This is a genomic window from Streptomyces sp. NPDC001513 (assembly GCF_042894695.1).
Taxonomy (GTDB): domain Bacteria; phylum Actinomycetota; class Actinomycetes; order Streptomycetales; family Streptomycetaceae; genus Streptomyces.
In genome coordinates this window covers 34,479-47,663 of sequence record NZ_JBIAVU010000001.1, presented here as the reverse complement: position 1 = coordinate 47,663, position 13,185 = coordinate 34,479, and the positions used below count along the sequence as shown (strand labels likewise).

Here is a 13,185-nt window from a genome sequence, read left to right as displayed (position 1 = left end):
CGAGGGGCACCCGGAGAAGCGGAGCCCCGGCCGGGGGTCAGACCTGCTGGTCGGACGGTGCGGTGGTGCTGCCGTGCGTTCGGCGTACGTGTTCCCGGGCGAGGGCGGGCTGGAAGAGCCACCAGACCAGCAGGCCGGCGCCCGCGCCCGCGGCGGCGCCGGCCACCGTGTCGGTGAGCCAGTGCGCGTGCAGCCAGGTACGGCTCCACATCATGGCCAGGGTGAACGCCGCGCCCCCGAACCACCAGGCCCGCCGCCGGGCGGCCGGGACCAGGAGCACGCCGACGGTGACGACGAGCAGCGCCGCCGTGGCCGCGTGCCCGGACGGGAAGGAGCCGTGATCGACGCGGACCAGGGGGTCGGCGGGGCGCGGCCGGTCCACCAGGTGCTTGAGCCCCTGGATGACGAGCATGTTGCCGCCGAGGTAGCCGACGAGCAGGAAACCGGCCGACGCCCAGCGCCTGCGGACGAGCAGCACGATCAGCAGGGTGAGCGGGAGGACGGCGCCGACCGGGCCGCCGAACCAGTTCAGGGCCGTGGCGGCGGCCAGGTACGGCCCCTCGTGGGGGCCGCCCATCCAGACCAGCCAGCGGTCGTCGAGCCCTTGGAAGGGCGGATGCGTGACGTCGGAGCGGACCACGAGGGCCGGTACCACGGCGGCCGCCAGGAGCAGGAGGGCCGCGACGAGGACTCCGCGGTCGCGGCGCGGGGGTGAGCCTGTTCCGGCGCGGCGGGCGGCTGCGCGGGAGCCGTCCGGTCTGTCGGGTCTGTCGTTCGGGGCGATGACCGGAGTGTTGGGCATGGCGGTGCCTCTCGCGGCCGCGGGAGTGCCCGCGGCCGTGTGTGCTCTTGAGGGAGGGGGGGGAGTGGTGGGAACGCGGGGGGTGCGGTCGGGCCGCACCCCCCGCGGTGGAACGCGTGCGCGGGACCGGCCGTCAGGCGCCCGCGCCGAGGTGCCGGGCCAGGAACGCCACGCTCTCCTCGACGATCGGCGTGATGTCCGGGGCCCCGAGGAAGATGTGGTCGGCGCCGTCCACGGGCTGCAGGGTGACCTCGCCCCCGGCGCCCCGCAGGGCCTCGGCGAGGACCTCGCTCTGGCTGTACGGGACCAGGCCGTCCCGGGTCCCGTGCACCAGCAGGAAGGGCGGCGGGGTCGAGTCCGCGGCGTACGTCACCGGGCTCGCCGTCCGGGCGGCCTCCGGGTTCTCCGCCACGGAGGCGCCCAGCAGGGCCTCGTAGGGATCGGGGAATTCTGTCCCGGACGGCATGGCCGGCATCGGGTGCGCGGCCAGGGCGACCAGGTCGGAGACGCCGTACCAGTCGACGACCGCGAGGACCCCGGTGTCGCCGGAGCCGACGCCGTGCGCGCCCTCCAGCGCCGCTGCCTGCGGGCTGTGGGGACCGACGAGTCCGGCGAGCGCCGCCAGGTGGCCGCCCGCTGACTCGCCCCAGACGCCGATCCGGTCCGGGTCGATGCCGAGGGTGTCGGCGAACCGGCGGACGTAGCGGATCGCGGCCTTCACATCGTGCAGCTGGGCCGGGAAGGGCGCTTCGAGGCTGTGCCGGTAGTCGATGGAGACGAGCGCGAGGCCGGCCGCCAGGACCGCCCCGTGCAGGAGGGCGGCGGGCACGGTCGGCGGCGGGTAGCGGCGGTCGCCGTCCAGCCAGCCGCCGCCGTGGATCCAGACGACCGCCGGGAACGGCCCCTCGCCCGCGGGCACCTGGACGTCGAGCAGGCGGGGACGGTAGCCGGGGGTGGTCGCGTACGTGATCCCGTCGAAGCGGCGCACGCCGTCCGCGCCCGTCACGGGCGGTACGGGGGACTGGTACGGCGGGGGCGGCCAGGTCATGTCGGCGATGTCGAACTCGGCGGGTGGGGATTGCGTCATTGCGGCCCTTCCAAATGCGGCGGTCCCGGCGGGGGCGGCGTGCAGGCTTCGCGTTGTATGTCCGAAATGCTTGCGCGAGTCACCGGGGGAGGCGTAGCTTGTTACACGTGTAATCAAGACTCTAGCGACGCATTTCCGCTGACTACAAGCCCAGGAGCGATCCGACTTCTGGAGCAGTGGCACGAGATACACCAGTGGACGCGCCGCCTTCCCCCTCCGGGAGTACGTCATGCTCACCACCGCCGGCTGTTCCGCCCCTCCCGCGGTCCGGAGCTTCGTCCACTGGGTCGCCGACCCCGTCGCCGCGAGCGTTCCGCAGGTCAGGGCCCGGGTGCGCGCCACTCTCGAAGGGTGGCGGGTCCCGTGCGGCGCGGCCGACGTCCTGTTGCTGGCCGTCAGTGAACTGGTCGGCAACGTCGTCCGGCACGCCGGAGTCGGCCGGATGCGGGTCGGGGTGGCCGTCGGCGGGGGCTGGCTTCGGCTGGAGGTCGCGGACCGGGGTGCGGGGCTGCCCCGGCTGCCCGCTCCGCGCGCCGAGATCGATCCGGACTCCGAAGGTGGGCGGGGGCTGCTGATCGTGCAGCTGATGACGGCCGAGCTGGGTGGCGAACTCTCCGTCATGGTCCACGAGTTCGGGAAGTCGGTCCGGGTGCGGATACCCGCGGCCTGAGCACGCCTTCGCGCGCGGTGTGCAGGGCGGTGGGCGGTACGACGACCCGGCGTCAACGGCGTCACCAAGCAGAAGTCGAACACCCGCCACATGCTCTTCCCCATCGCCCGCCTCATCGCCGACATCAGCTCCTGCATGACCCTGGAACCCGGCGACGTCATCGCGACGGGCTCGCCCTCCGGTGTCGGCGCCGGCATGGTCCCGCCGGAGTTCCTCACCCCCGGTGACACGGTGGAAGCCACCGTCGAGCTGATCGGCACCCTGACCAACCCCGTCGTCGACGCCCGCTGAGGAGCACCCCGTGGCACCCCGCACCTACCGCATCGGCCAGATCGTGCCGAGCTCCAACGTCACCATGGAAACCGAGGTCCCGGCGATCCTCCGGGCCCGCCAGGCCATCGCACCCGACGAGCGCTTCACCTTCCACTCCAGCCGGATGCGCATGACCCACGTGACCCCGGAACAGCTCAGGACCATGGACGCGGACTCCGACCGCTGCGCCCTGGAACTGTCCGACGCCCGGGTCGACGTACTCGGCTACGCCTGCCTGGTCGCCATCATGAGCATGGGCCTCGGCTACCACCGGACCTCCGAGCAGCGGTTGCACACCCGCACCGTCGAGAACGGCGCCCCCGCCCCCGTCGTCACCAGCGCCGGCGCCCCCGCCCCCGTCGTCACCAGCGCCGGCGCCCTCGTCCACGGACTGCACACCATCGGAGCCAAGAAGATCGCGCTGCTGGCCCCCTACATGCGCCCGCTCACGCGGACCGTCGTGGACTACCTCACGCACGAGGGCATCGAGGTCCTCGACTACGAGGCCCTCGAAATCCCGGACAACCTCGACGTCGCCGCCCACGACCCGGCCCGGCTGCCGGGCCTCGCGCGGGCGCTGGAGTACGCGGACGCCGACGCCGTGGTGCTCTCGGCCTGCGTGCAGATGCCGTCCCTGGGCGCCATCGAGGAGGCCGAACAGCTCCTGGGCAAGCCGGTCGTCTCCGCGGCGGTCTGCACCGCCCACCAGTTGCTCCGGGCCCTGGACCTGGACGCCGTGGCCCCGGGGGCGGGCCACCTGCTGTCGGGCAAGTACGCGCGGGCCCCCCTGCCGGGGTAGCCGACTCCGCCGCCGGGGCGGGGCTCAGCCCCGCGCCCCCGATCCCGGCAGGATGATCGTGACCCCGGCTCCCGCGGCCGAGCCCATCGCGGACAGGGCGGCAGGAGCCGCGTCCAGCGAGATCGTCGAGGTGACCAGCAGGTCCGGGCGCAGCGCCCCGCCCCGGACCAGCTCCATCATCGGCGGATACGCGTGCGCCGCCATGCCGTGGCTCCCGAGGACCTCCAGCTCCCAGCCGATCACCCGGTCCATCGGCAGGACCGCCGGGCCGGCCGCCGCCGGCAGCAGCCCCACCTGCACGTGCCGGCCCCGGCGGCGCAGGCCGCTCACCGAGGCCGCGGCCGTCACCGGGGACCCCAGCGCGTCGAGCGAGAGGTGAGCGCCGCCGCCGGTCAACTCCCGTACGACGGCGGCGGTGTCGGGGTGGGCCGTGGCGTCCACGCCGTGGACGGCACCGAACTTCCGTGCCAGCTCCAGCGCCCCCGGCGCCGTGTCGACGGCGATCACCCGCGCCCCGGCCGCCGCCGCGATCATCACCGCGGAGAGGCCCACCCCGCCGCAGCCGTACACGCTGACCCACTCGCCCGCCGCGAGCCTGCCCTGTGCCACCACCGCCCGGAAGGCCGTCGCGAACCGGCAGCCGAGCCCGGCCGCCGTGGCGTAGGAGAGTTCTTCGGGGACGGCCACCAGGTTCACGTCGGCGTGGTCCAGGGCCACGTACTCGGCGAAGGACCCCCAGTGGGTGAACCCGGGCTGTGTCTGCCGCGCGCAGACCTGCTGGTCACCCGCCGCGCAGTCGGCGCAGCTTCCGCAGGCGCACACGAACGGCGCCGTGACGCGGTCGCCGACCCGCCAGTTCGAGACGCCGGCCCCCACCGCCTCGACCACACCCGCCAGTTCGTGCCCGGGGACGTGCGGCAGCACGATGTCCGGGTCGTGCCCCATCCAGCCGTGCCAGTCGCTGCGGCACAGCCCGGTGGCCTCCACCCGCACCACCACCCCGCCCGCCGCCGGCCGGGGCTCCGGCACGTCCCTGACCTCGGCCTGCTCGCCGTACCGCTCGAAGACCACCGCTCGCATGGCTCCCGCCCTCCGCTCGACTGACCGGCACGCTACCCGTCCTCAGGGCGCTCCGTCCCCGGCCTTCGCGAGGGCCAGCACCCCCGTGCAGATCAGGGCGATGCCCAGCAGCTGGGGGAGCAACCACCAGCCCGATCGCAGGTGTTCCTCGTACAGGATCACGCCCAGCGCGATGCTGATGCTCGCGTCGCCGAGGGTCAGCGCGGGCTGCGAGGCGACCAGCGGCCCGCCCTGCATGGCGTGTTCGAGCAGCAGCAGGGCGCAGATCCCGCTCGCGCCGAAGGCGTACGTCTCCCAGGAGGTCAGGAACGTGCCGAGGCCGTCGTCGTCGAGGACGTGCACCGAGGACTTCATCAGGGCGGCGGTGAGCGCGTAGCAGACGGCGGTGGCCGCGCCGAGGCAGCCGGCCCGCGCGCGGCCGGGCGGGCGGCGCAGCCCGGCCGCGGCCAGCAGGGCCACGACGACGGCGCAGGCCGTCAGGGCCACCGCCCACCGCGCGGCCGGCACGTCCGTACGGTTGCCCTGGGGCGAGGCGGACACCAGCGCGATCCCGAGCCCCGCCACCACCCCCGCAACGGCCAGCCACAGCGCCCCCGGCAGCCGTTGACGCGTCACCAGCGAGGCGATCAGCAGGGCCAGCGGCAGCTCCAGCACGAACAGCGGCTGTACGAGGGCCAGCGCACCCGTGGCCAGCGCGAGGGCCTGCCCGACCCCGGCCGCGATCACGGCCAGGATCCCGCCGACCCACACGGGCCGTCGCAGCAGGTCGAGGACCAGGCCGAAGCGGAAGCCGTCGCTCTGCGGCACGGTGAGCGCCGCCCGCCGCTGGAGCACGGTGGCGAGCGCGTTGCTGAGCGCCGCGAACAGCGCGAAGAGGACCGGCAGGACGACGCCCATGCCCCGATCCTCACCGCGCCCCCTCCCGACCCCCGCCACGACACCGGCCCGGGCTCGTCCCACCCCGCGCATTCCCCCGTCCGGCCGCGCGCGTCCGCCCCGATCGTGCGCGGTCGGACCTACCAGGCCCGGTGCAGGCTCAACGGTGGCGGCGGTGGAGCTCCAGGGCGGCGACGACCGCCACGCCGAGGGTGATGTGCATGAGGGCCAGGGCGACGACGGTGCCGCCGTCGGCACCGGACGACAACGGGCCGGCAACCGACAACAGCGCCAGCCCGCCGCCCACGAACTGCGCGATCCGCAGGAAGACCGGCTTCCACAGGGCCAGCAGGAGGGCGGCGCCGGATCCGATGAGCAGCGGGACGACGGAGGCGCCGATGACGCCCCCGACCGTGATCGCGTGCTCTTCGCCGCCGTCGACGACGACGAGCGAGGCACCGGCCAGCTTGGCGACGGCAAGAACGATCAGATTGACCACGGCCGCGCCGGCCGCGCCGGTGGCCAACGCCTTCCACCAGACGAGGCCGGAGCGGCGGACCGAGGATGCGGTGGGAACGGCGGGGCCGGAGTTCGGAACGGCACTGCTCGACATGGGACTTCCTCCAACGTGTGAAGTGCCGCGCTGCCGTACGGCCGGCGGCATACGCAGAAGCCTCCAACCTGAACCTCACTTGAGGTCAAGCCGCGCCCGTCCCCCCGCTACAAGCCCAGCACGTACCACTGCTTCGCGGTTCGCCCCTGCACGTAGAGGTTCCGCCCCCGACCGACGCGCTCAGACGCGCGGTCGGCGGTGGTCCGCCGCTCGGCGCAGGGTCAGGGACGCGAGGGCCGCCGGGGCCTCCGCCTGGCCGCGGACGCCGGGGAAGGCGTTGATGTCGACGATCAGCGGGGTGCCGCCGCCGGTGTCGATGATGTCCACGCCGAAGACGTCCAGTGCGAACACCTCGCCCACCTCGCGCACCAGGTCGGCCCATCCGGGCGGCAGTTCCTCCAGGGACAGCGGCAGGTTGGGTCCCTGCCCGCCGGGGGAGAGCTCGGAGCGGCGCCGGGCCGCGAAGACGTGGTCCCCGATGGCCCACAGCTTGTGGTCCCAGCCGCTGTTGGGCGCGTACTCCTGCACCACCACCGGCTCCTGAGGCCAGGCCCGTGCCAACGCGCGCAGCGCCGAGGTGTCGTCGGCGCGGGCGACGAGGTCGCCCTTGCGGTTGTGCCGGCTCTTGACCACGACCGGGGCGGCGAGGGGGGACCCGGAGGCCCACGCCGAGAAGGGGCCGACGGTACGGGTCGCGGCGAAAGGGAGTCCGGCCCGCAGGGCGAGCCCGGCCATCTCCGTCCGGTCCTGGCACAGCGCGGTGGCCGCCGCGGAGTTCAGCACGGCCGCGCCCCGCCGCTCCAGCTCCCGCGCGAGCCCCACGGCGTGCGGAGTCCCCGACTTGAGCAGGTACACATCGGCCGGCCGCCGGGGCACCGGCACGGGCACGTCCCCCGGCGGGGTCGGATCGAGGGCTTCGACGACATGGTCCCGGGCCAGCAGCGCGGCGGCTCCCGCCAGCAGCGGATGCCCGGGGTCCGGCGTGATCAGGCCGATCCTCATATGCTCTCGCCCGCCCTCGCCGATGCCTGCGCCGGAATCGACACGGGCAGCGTCGGGAACGGCAGCGCCGCAGGTGTGGGTGCCGGCACCGGCACCGCCGCGGGCTGCGGGGAGGCCGCCGGCGGCTGCGCCGGGCCGCCCCTCCGCGCCAGGTCCAGCACCGCGCGGGCCACCCGCGCCGCCGCGTCCGGCACCTGACGGAAGCTCGGGAAGTCGTTCACGTCGACGACCACCGGCCCGTCCGGGCCCAGCAGCACGTCCACCCCGTACAGGTCCAGCCCGTAGACCGCCCCGACCTGGGCGGCGATCGCCGCCACCTCGGCCGACAGCGGCACCCGGCGCTCCCGCACCGAGGGGTCCGGGTGCAGCGGGGAGCAGCGCTCGGTCGCGAACAGCTCGCCGCCGACCCCGTACACCTTGATGTCCGTGCCCGAGTTGGGTACGTACGGCTGGGCGATCAGCATGCCCTCGCCCGCGAGCAAGGGGAGCATCGTCTCCAGCTGCTCCGGCGAGGACACCAGGCGCACGGCCCGTCCGGAGCTGCCGTCCGCCGGTTTGACGACGAGCGGGTACTCCGCCGCCGGTACCTCCCTGAGCAGTTCGGGGCAGGCCACCGCGTACGTGGTCGGCAGCGGCAGCCCCCGGCCGCGCCCGATGGCGGCGGCCAGCGCCTTGTCCCGTACGCCGCGGATGGACCGGGCGTCGTTGACGGTGGTCATCCCCGCCGCGGCGGCGGCTTCGAGCAGGATGAGCCCCGGTCCGCCGGAGACGGTCTTGAGCACCCAGGCGTCGTGCGCCCCCATGTCCACGGCCTCGGACATGCGCAGCAGCGAGCCGCCCGGCCGCACCACGTCCACCCGGTGCCCCCACGCCGTCAGCTGCCCGATCACCTCGTTCGGCATGCCGTCGTGGCGGTAGTGCTCCTCCACCAGGAAGCAGAGCCTCATCGACCTTCCCCATATTCCCCGGACGTCCGCCGATTCCGTCCGGCGAGTTGTGACGTCACAGGATGTCATGGACCGCAATGTGATGATCGGTCCGGCTGTGGGCTTCCTTGCTACGCTGCCCGTTTTGGATCAACGGGGAGGGATCGGGCATGGGCGATCGGTGGACGGGGCTGCTGCAGGGGCTCGTGGGGAACAAGGCCGCACCGGCGGACGTGTTGCTGCGGCTGCTCGGCCACGAAGACGAGCGGGTGCGGCGAGCGGTTGCGCGGCGCGCGGTTCTGCCTCAGGAGGTGATCGAGGCCGTTCTGGTCCACCCGGACCGCGGCGTCAGGGCGACCTTCGCCGAGAACGCCGGCGCCGACCCCGACCAGCGCGCCCGGCTGGTCGACGACCCGCACCCGTCGGTCCCCCTCCACCTCGCGATGGGCCCCATGGCCTACCGGCAGCGCGTGGCCCCGCTGCCCGACTGGGCGTACGAGCGGCTGCTGAACCATCCCAAGGCCCTGGTGCGCCAGGAACTGATCGCGTGGGGCGGGACGCCCGCCCACATCCTGGCGGGACTCGCGGACCACGGGGAACCGCTGTTCCGGCGGGCGGCCTGCCGGGCCTGGGACCGGCTCCCGGACGAGGCACGGGAGCGGCTCCTCCACGACGAGGACCCGGACGTGCGGCAGGCCGCGGCCCTGCAGGCCTGCCACGAGGACGAGGAGCGGACCACGTGGCTGGTCGACCGGCCGGCGGGCGCGTGGCAGTTGGGCGAGGTCCTCGCGAGGGGCCGGCTCACCCGGGAGCTCGCCGAACGCGTGATCGCGGAGGGCGAACGGCTCGCGGCGATCGCGTGCAACCCGTCACTCCCGCGCGACCTGGTGGCGCGGCTGGCCGTCGACCCCGACCCGCTGGTCCGGCTCCACGTCTCCGCCCGCCCCGAACTGAGCGAGTCCGAGCGAGCCGCCATCGACTACACGGTCGGCGCCGAGGACCGGCTGCCCGTCCTCGACTGGGTGTGGGAGCGCCGCGAGGACGCCGTGTTGCTGCGGGAGTGCGCCCGGTCCCCGCACACCTGGCTGCGGCGCAGCGCCGCGATCTGCCCCGGCCTGCCGTCCGACGCCGTCGAACTGCTCGCTCAGGACGAGGACTTCGCCGTACGCCTGCTGCTCGCCGAGTTCCACCCGGAGCCGCCGCCCGAGCTGCTCCTCGACCTCTACCTGCACGGCACCCACCGCGCCGTGGGCATGCTGGTCGTCCGGCCGGGCTTCCCCACCGCCGGGCTCGCCGCGCGCTTCGGTGACTCCGCGGACCCGGACCGCCGGCGCCTGGCCCTGCACGACCCCGGCCTGGAGCCGGAGCTCCTGGACCGGCTCAGCCGGGACCCGGAGACGCGCGCGTACGCCGCTCGGGACCCCCGGCTCCCCGTGACCCGGATCCGTGAACTGCTCGCCGATCCCGACCCGGAGGCCATGACGGCCGCGCTGGCGGCCGCGGCCAACCCGGCGCTCCCCGCCGACGACATGCGCCGCCTGCTCGACCGGGCCGGGGCGTGACGGAGCCCGGGAGCCGGACAGGCTCCCGGGCTCATCACACAGCGGCCCCGGTCACGCCGGAACCGACCCGGCCGGTCAGGCCGGTACGGACACGAACGTCCGGCCCGCCTCGTTCTCCACGAGGACGGCCTTGACGTTCGCCGGGTCCACCGCCGCCGAACCGTCCAGCGCCGCGCCCTTGCCCTCACCGTTCTCCTGGCCGCCGACGACCCAGCTGCCCGCGGTGGTGCGCGTACCGTCCTTGGCGACCACGACCAGCCGGCACCGCTCGCCCTTCGGCACTCCCGTGACCGCCGCGTGCAACCGCACCCACTTCGCCGCCGGTGTCATCTGCACCGTCATCCGCGCGCCCGTGCCCGGATCGGTCGCGGAGAGCAGCTTGGTCCCGGCGGGCGGCGGCGAGGGGTCCGCCGGAGCCGTCGGGGACGGCGGCGGGGGCAGGGCAAGGCCACCGGGATCGCCGCCCAGCTGCGTTCCGGCCCAGAACACGGCGGCCAGGGAGGCCGCCACGGCCAGTCCCGCGAACCCGGCGCGCCGGCGCTGCGCGCCGACCCGTTCGCCGCGCATCTGCCGCAGGGTGCGCTGGAGCAGCAGGTCCCCGCCCTGCGGCGGACCGTCGAGGAACGCCTCCTCGGGCACCTCGCCCAGTGCCGCTTCCATCTCGCGCAACGCGGCCAACTCCTCCCGGCACTGCACGCATCCGCTCATGTGTTCCTCGATCCGGCGGACCTCCTCGGCGTCCAGGACGCCGAGCACGTACGGGCCGAGCAGTTCCTCCTCGTGCCGCTGCCGGTTCATGCCACCACCTCACGCAGTCCGGCGGGCTGCTGGGGCGGCCTGCCCTGTCGTTTTCCGTCTCTGAAGCTGCTGTCACTCGAACGTTGGTCCCTGAAGACGTCGCGCAGGGCCTTGAGCGCGTAGTGCGCACGCGATTTGACCGTGCCCGCCGGAATGCCGAGGGTGTCGGCCGCCTCCGCAACGCTGAGCTGCCGGTAGTACAACTCCTTCAGGACGTCACGGTGTTCCGGCGACAGCTGGTCGAGGGCCCCCAGGACCGTCATGCTGTCCACCACCGCGTCGGCGTGGTCCGCCTCCACCGGGGGAGTGGCCGAGGCCCCGGAGACCTCCGGGGGCCGTGCCGCCTTGGCCCGGTAGCGGTCGGTGATGATGTTGCGGGCCACGGTGAGCAGCCAGCCGCGCACCGAACCCTTTCCGTTGACCAGGACTTCGGAATGCCGCCAGGCCCGGATGAGCGTCTCCTGGACGACGTCCTCGGCGGCGGCCCGGTCCCCGGTCAGCCGGGTGGCGTACGCGAGCAGGGCGTGACCGTGCTCCTCGTACACCGACTTGATCAGTGCCTCGTCGGTCGAGCCCCGCCGAGTGCGGGGCCACAGTGGTCCGGCCATCTCACCCTCTCCGTCTTCCTCGCTTGGTGGTGCGGTCGGAACACGCCACCGGCGCCCGCCCGGTTCACGTGACCTGCGTCACTCAGGTCCGGCAGGCGCGCCCCGCGTTGAGGCAGCCGACGACCTCGGCCATCTGCCGGTCGGTCATCGCGTTCACGAACATTGCGTGGTCCGTCTTCGGGCTGTGCCGCTGCTCGGGGAAGGAGTCGAGCGCCACGGGCACCCCCGCGGGGACCTCGTAGCCGAGGGAGACGCGCAGTTCGGGCACGGGGAAGAAGTCCGGCGGGCAGACCCCGTTCGTACCGGGGAAGCGCAGGTGCGAGCGGTGTCCGGCGCCGGCGGTGTCGATGCCGTTCCAGCAGCTGGGGAAGACCAGGGTGCGGGTGACCCGCTCGCCCTCGGGGCAGCGCGGGTAGCGCGTGGTCGGCCGGTCCGGGGAGCCGGAACACCCCCAGCGGGCCCGTACGTCGGCGTCGGTGCCCGCCGTGTACGCGACGGCGTCGCCCGTCATCCCGCGCAGGAAGCGCGGCATCGCCACCACCTTGCTCACCGGGCTGCCGCGGAACTCCACCAGGACCGAGACCTCCGGCAGGATCTCGCCCGCGTTCCCGTGCCCCGCCGAGTGCTCGTGCGGGCGGGTGCCCGGCCGGTCGAGCCGCCGCAGGACGGGCCAGTAGTACGTGGACCGGTCGCCGCCCGCGCAGCTCGTGGCGGCCGCGTCCAGGGAGGCATCGGTCGACATCGCGTCCGTGGACAGGTTTCCCACGTACGCGTGCGTGTGGTGGGCGCCGGCCCGCAGGCCCGGCGAGACCACCAGATTGTCCTCGTTGTAGTGCCCCTGCTCGTTGCGGCCGCAGTCCACCACCACCGAGCCGGTGGATCCGTCGGCACCCGGGGCGGGAGCGGCGGCCGGGGCGCGTGGAACATCACGTATGTCCACGTAGTCGGAGGGCGCCGGACGCCCGGCCACGGTCCCCCCGTGCGGACCGGCCGCTCGCGAGGCACCCAGCACCGCGGCGGTCAGTCCGCCCCCCAGGACCAGGCAGATGACGAGTGTGAGCAGTCGGCGTTCTTTCCCCATGGCGGTCACCGTTGCCGGTGGCGCGACCGTCGTCAACCTGGCATCCGCATGACGGTCCCGGCCCGGCCCGCGGCCACCGAACCCACCCGCCCCCACCAGCCCCTCAAGCCCCTTGAAAGGGGCTCCGGTTGTCCGTGGGGCCGCTTGCCCACCCGGGCCGCGGCCGCGCACAGTGAGCCGTATGACATCAGCCGCGACACCCGCCGAACTCCTGCAAGCATTCGCCCGCACCCGCGCCTCCCTCGACGGCGACGAGGTCACGTTCCGGTGGACCGGTGATGTCCACGCCTGGGCCCCGGGCGAGCCCTACCGGCGCCTCTTCGGCTTCGAAGGGCTCAATGTCGCCCGCCTCGTCCCGGACGAGGAGATCGGCGGCTACCAGCTGCTCTCCAGGGAGGCCGCGTTCTACCTGGACCCCCGGACCCGGGAGATCATGGAGACCTGGGAGGGCAAGCCGGTGGTCCACGTCTGGAACGATCCGGCCAACCAGCGGTGGCGGCCGTTCCCGGTGCCCGTGACCGAACTGGGCGACCAGGTCTGCTTCAGCCTGGAGATCCCGCTCGCCTACCCCTCGCCCCTGCCGGTCGAGGAATACCCGGCCCAGTCGGCCGACGACACCTACCGGGCGCTGGAGCTCTTCCAGTTCTTCACACCCCGGGCCGCGCTGGCCACCGACGCGGCGAGCGTGCCCTCGACGATGTCCTGGACGCGGATGTCCCCGTGGCTGCCCTGGATGGAACAGGGTGCGCGCCCCGGCGGCCTCACCTTCCACTGCCGCGGCCGCAAACTCGACGCGTACGCGCAGGTCCCCGAGCGCACCCGCGCGTACATCGCGGACCACCACCCCGAATTCGCCCACGCCCCGGAGAAGTGGAGCGAACCGAACGAAACCAGCTGGACCTACTACCGCAAGCTCTTCCCGCCGAACTGACCGCCGCCCGCCCCGCCCCGCACGCCGCCCCCTGCCGA

The 13,185-nt window shown here is 74.1% G+C and carries 14 protein-coding genes and 1 pseudogene; 5 read left to right on the top strand and 10 right to left on the bottom strand.

Annotated elements, in window-relative coordinates:
* Positions 1-37: 37 nt before the first annotated feature.
* Together ACFYZ4_RS00250 and ACFYZ4_RS00245 are read right to left on the bottom strand one after the other, a co-directional pair.
* Positions 38-802 (bottom strand): phosphatase PAP2 family protein, encoded by a 765-nt coding sequence (locus tag ACFYZ4_RS00250; protein ID WP_390782529.1) that lies wholly within the window; start codon positions 800-802, stop codon positions 38-40.
* A gap of 133 nt (positions 803-935) precedes the next feature.
* A complete protein-coding gene (locus ACFYZ4_RS00245; RefSeq protein ID WP_390782528.1) occupies positions 936-1,889 on the bottom strand; it encodes an alpha/beta hydrolase fold domain-containing protein in 954 nt (317 codons plus the stop codon).
* A gap of 229 nt (positions 1,890-2,118) precedes the next feature.
* On the opposite strand from ACFYZ4_RS00245, the gene ACFYZ4_RS00240 reads away from it, so the two are divergent.
* The 3 genes and pseudogenes from ACFYZ4_RS00240 (at position 2,119) to ACFYZ4_RS00230 (ending at position 3,670) form a co-directional block, all read left to right on the top strand.
* Complete coding sequence (locus ACFYZ4_RS00240) at positions 2,119-2,559, top strand: ATP-binding protein (protein WP_351296941.1); 441 nt, start codon at positions 2,119-2,121, stop codon at positions 2,557-2,559.
* A 63-nt stretch (positions 2,560-2,622) separates the two neighbouring features.
* Positions 2,623-2,850 (top strand): annotated as a pseudogene (locus ACFYZ4_RS00235) (fumarylacetoacetate hydrolase family protein); the annotation flags it as partial.
* 64 nt (positions 2,851-2,914) lie between these two features.
* Positions 2,915-3,670 (top strand): Asp/Glu racemase, encoded by a 756-nt coding sequence (locus tag ACFYZ4_RS00230; protein ID WP_390782894.1) that lies wholly within the window; start codon positions 2,915-2,917, stop codon positions 3,668-3,670.
* Between the two features lie 24 nt (positions 3,671-3,694).
* On the opposite strand, the gene ACFYZ4_RS00225 is transcribed toward ACFYZ4_RS00230, so the two are convergent.
* From ACFYZ4_RS00225 to ACFYZ4_RS00205, 5 genes are all read right to left on the bottom strand, one after another.
* Positions 3,695-4,750 (bottom strand): zinc-dependent alcohol dehydrogenase family protein, encoded by a 1,056-nt coding sequence (locus ACFYZ4_RS00225; protein ID WP_390782527.1) that lies wholly within the window; start codon positions 4,748-4,750, stop codon positions 3,695-3,697.
* Positions 4,751-4,792: 42 nt separating this feature from the next.
* A complete protein-coding gene (locus tag ACFYZ4_RS00220; RefSeq protein WP_390782526.1) occupies positions 4,793-5,647 on the bottom strand; it encodes a DMT family transporter in 855 nt (284 codons plus the stop codon).
* 139 nt (positions 5,648-5,786) lie between these two features.
* Positions 5,787-6,239, bottom strand: coding sequence for a DUF6069 family protein (locus tag ACFYZ4_RS00215; RefSeq protein WP_390782525.1), 453 nt, complete (start codon positions 6,237-6,239; stop codon positions 5,787-5,789).
* 180 nt (positions 6,240-6,419) lie between these two features.
* Positions 6,420-7,241 carry a RimK family alpha-L-glutamate ligase gene (locus ACFYZ4_RS00210; protein WP_390782524.1) on the bottom strand — a complete coding sequence of 274 codons (822 nt, stop codon included), beginning with the start codon at positions 7,239-7,241 and terminating at the stop codon, positions 6,420-6,422.
* Positions 7,238-8,188, bottom strand: coding sequence for a RimK family alpha-L-glutamate ligase (locus ACFYZ4_RS00205; protein ID WP_390782523.1), 951 nt, complete (start codon positions 8,186-8,188; stop codon positions 7,238-7,240). The genes ACFYZ4_RS00210 and ACFYZ4_RS00205 overlap by 4 nt, the downstream gene beginning before the upstream one ends.
* A gap of 149 nt (positions 8,189-8,337) precedes the next feature.
* Here ACFYZ4_RS00205 and ACFYZ4_RS00200 point away from each other — a divergent pair, with 149 nt between their 5' ends.
* Complete coding sequence (locus ACFYZ4_RS00200; RefSeq protein WP_390782522.1) at positions 8,338-9,729, top strand: hypothetical protein; 1,392 nt, start codon at positions 8,338-8,340, stop codon at positions 9,727-9,729.
* A 75-nt stretch (positions 9,730-9,804) separates the two neighbouring features.
* Here the strand turns inward: ACFYZ4_RS00200 and ACFYZ4_RS00195 are convergent, their stop codons facing one another.
* The 3 genes from ACFYZ4_RS00195 to ACFYZ4_RS00185 form a co-directional block, all read right to left on the bottom strand.
* Entirely contained in the window at positions 9,805-10,527 is a 723-nt protein-coding gene (locus ACFYZ4_RS00195) for an anti-sigma factor family protein (protein WP_384350492.1), read from the bottom strand.
* Positions 10,524-11,135 carry a sigma-70 family RNA polymerase sigma factor gene (locus ACFYZ4_RS00190; protein ID WP_351296917.1) on the bottom strand — a complete coding sequence of 204 codons (612 nt, stop codon included), beginning with the start codon at positions 11,133-11,135 and terminating at the stop codon, positions 10,524-10,526. The genes ACFYZ4_RS00195 and ACFYZ4_RS00190 overlap by 4 nt, the downstream gene beginning before the upstream one ends.
* An 82-nt stretch (positions 11,136-11,217) precedes the next feature.
* Positions 11,218-12,216 (bottom strand): DUF1996 domain-containing protein, encoded by a 999-nt coding sequence (locus ACFYZ4_RS00185; protein WP_384350489.1) that lies wholly within the window; start codon positions 12,214-12,216, stop codon positions 11,218-11,220.
* Between the two features lie 181 nt (positions 12,217-12,397).
* Here ACFYZ4_RS00185 and ACFYZ4_RS00180 point away from each other — a divergent pair, with 181 nt between their 5' ends.
* Entirely contained in the window at positions 12,398-13,147 is a 750-nt protein-coding gene (locus ACFYZ4_RS00180) for a DUF1838 family protein (protein WP_351296911.1), read from the top strand.
* Positions 13,148-13,185 lie beyond the last annotated feature (38 nt).

Coding starts and splice junctions, on each gene's coding strand:
- ACFYZ4_RS00250 (WP_390782529.1), bottom strand. CDS start 802: ATGCCCAACACTCCGGTCATCGCCCCGAACGACAGACCCGACAGACCG.
- ACFYZ4_RS00240 (WP_351296941.1), top strand. CDS start 2,119: ATGCTCACCACCGCCGGCTGTTCCGCCCCTCCCGCGGTCCGGAGCTTC.
- ACFYZ4_RS00220 (WP_390782526.1), bottom strand. CDS start 5,647: ATGGGCGTCGTCCTGCCGGTCCTCTTCGCGCTGTTCGCGGCGCTCAGC.
- ACFYZ4_RS00245 (WP_390782528.1), bottom strand. CDS start 1,889: ATGACGCAATCCCCACCCGCCGAGTTCGACATCGCCGACATGACCTGG.
- ACFYZ4_RS00180 (WP_351296911.1), top strand. CDS start 12,398: ATGACATCAGCCGCGACACCCGCCGAACTCCTGCAAGCATTCGCCCGC.
- ACFYZ4_RS00205 (WP_390782523.1), bottom strand. CDS start 8,188: ATGAGGCTCTGCTTCCTGGTGGAGGAGCACTACCGCCACGACGGCATG.
- ACFYZ4_RS00200 (WP_390782522.1), top strand. CDS start 8,338: ATGGGCGATCGGTGGACGGGGCTGCTGCAGGGGCTCGTGGGGAACAAG.
- ACFYZ4_RS00210 (WP_390782524.1), bottom strand. CDS start 7,241: ATGAGGATCGGCCTGATCACGCCGGACCCCGGGCATCCGCTGCTGGCG.
- ACFYZ4_RS00215 (WP_390782525.1), bottom strand. CDS start 6,239: ATGTCGAGCAGTGCCGTTCCGAACTCCGGCCCCGCCGTTCCCACCGCA.
- ACFYZ4_RS00225 (WP_390782527.1), bottom strand. CDS start 4,750: ATGCGAGCGGTGGTCTTCGAGCGGTACGGCGAGCAGGCCGAGGTCAGG.
- ACFYZ4_RS00190 (WP_351296917.1), bottom strand. CDS start 11,135: ATGGCCGGACCACTGTGGCCCCGCACTCGGCGGGGCTCGACCGACGAG.
- ACFYZ4_RS00195 (WP_384350492.1), bottom strand. CDS start 10,527: ATGAACCGGCAGCGGCACGAGGAGGAACTGCTCGGCCCGTACGTGCTC.
- ACFYZ4_RS00230 (WP_390782894.1), top strand. CDS start 2,915: ATGGAAACCGAGGTCCCGGCGATCCTCCGGGCCCGCCAGGCCATCGCA.
- ACFYZ4_RS00185 (WP_384350489.1), bottom strand. CDS start 12,216: ATGGGGAAAGAACGCCGACTGCTCACACTCGTCATCTGCCTGGTCCTG.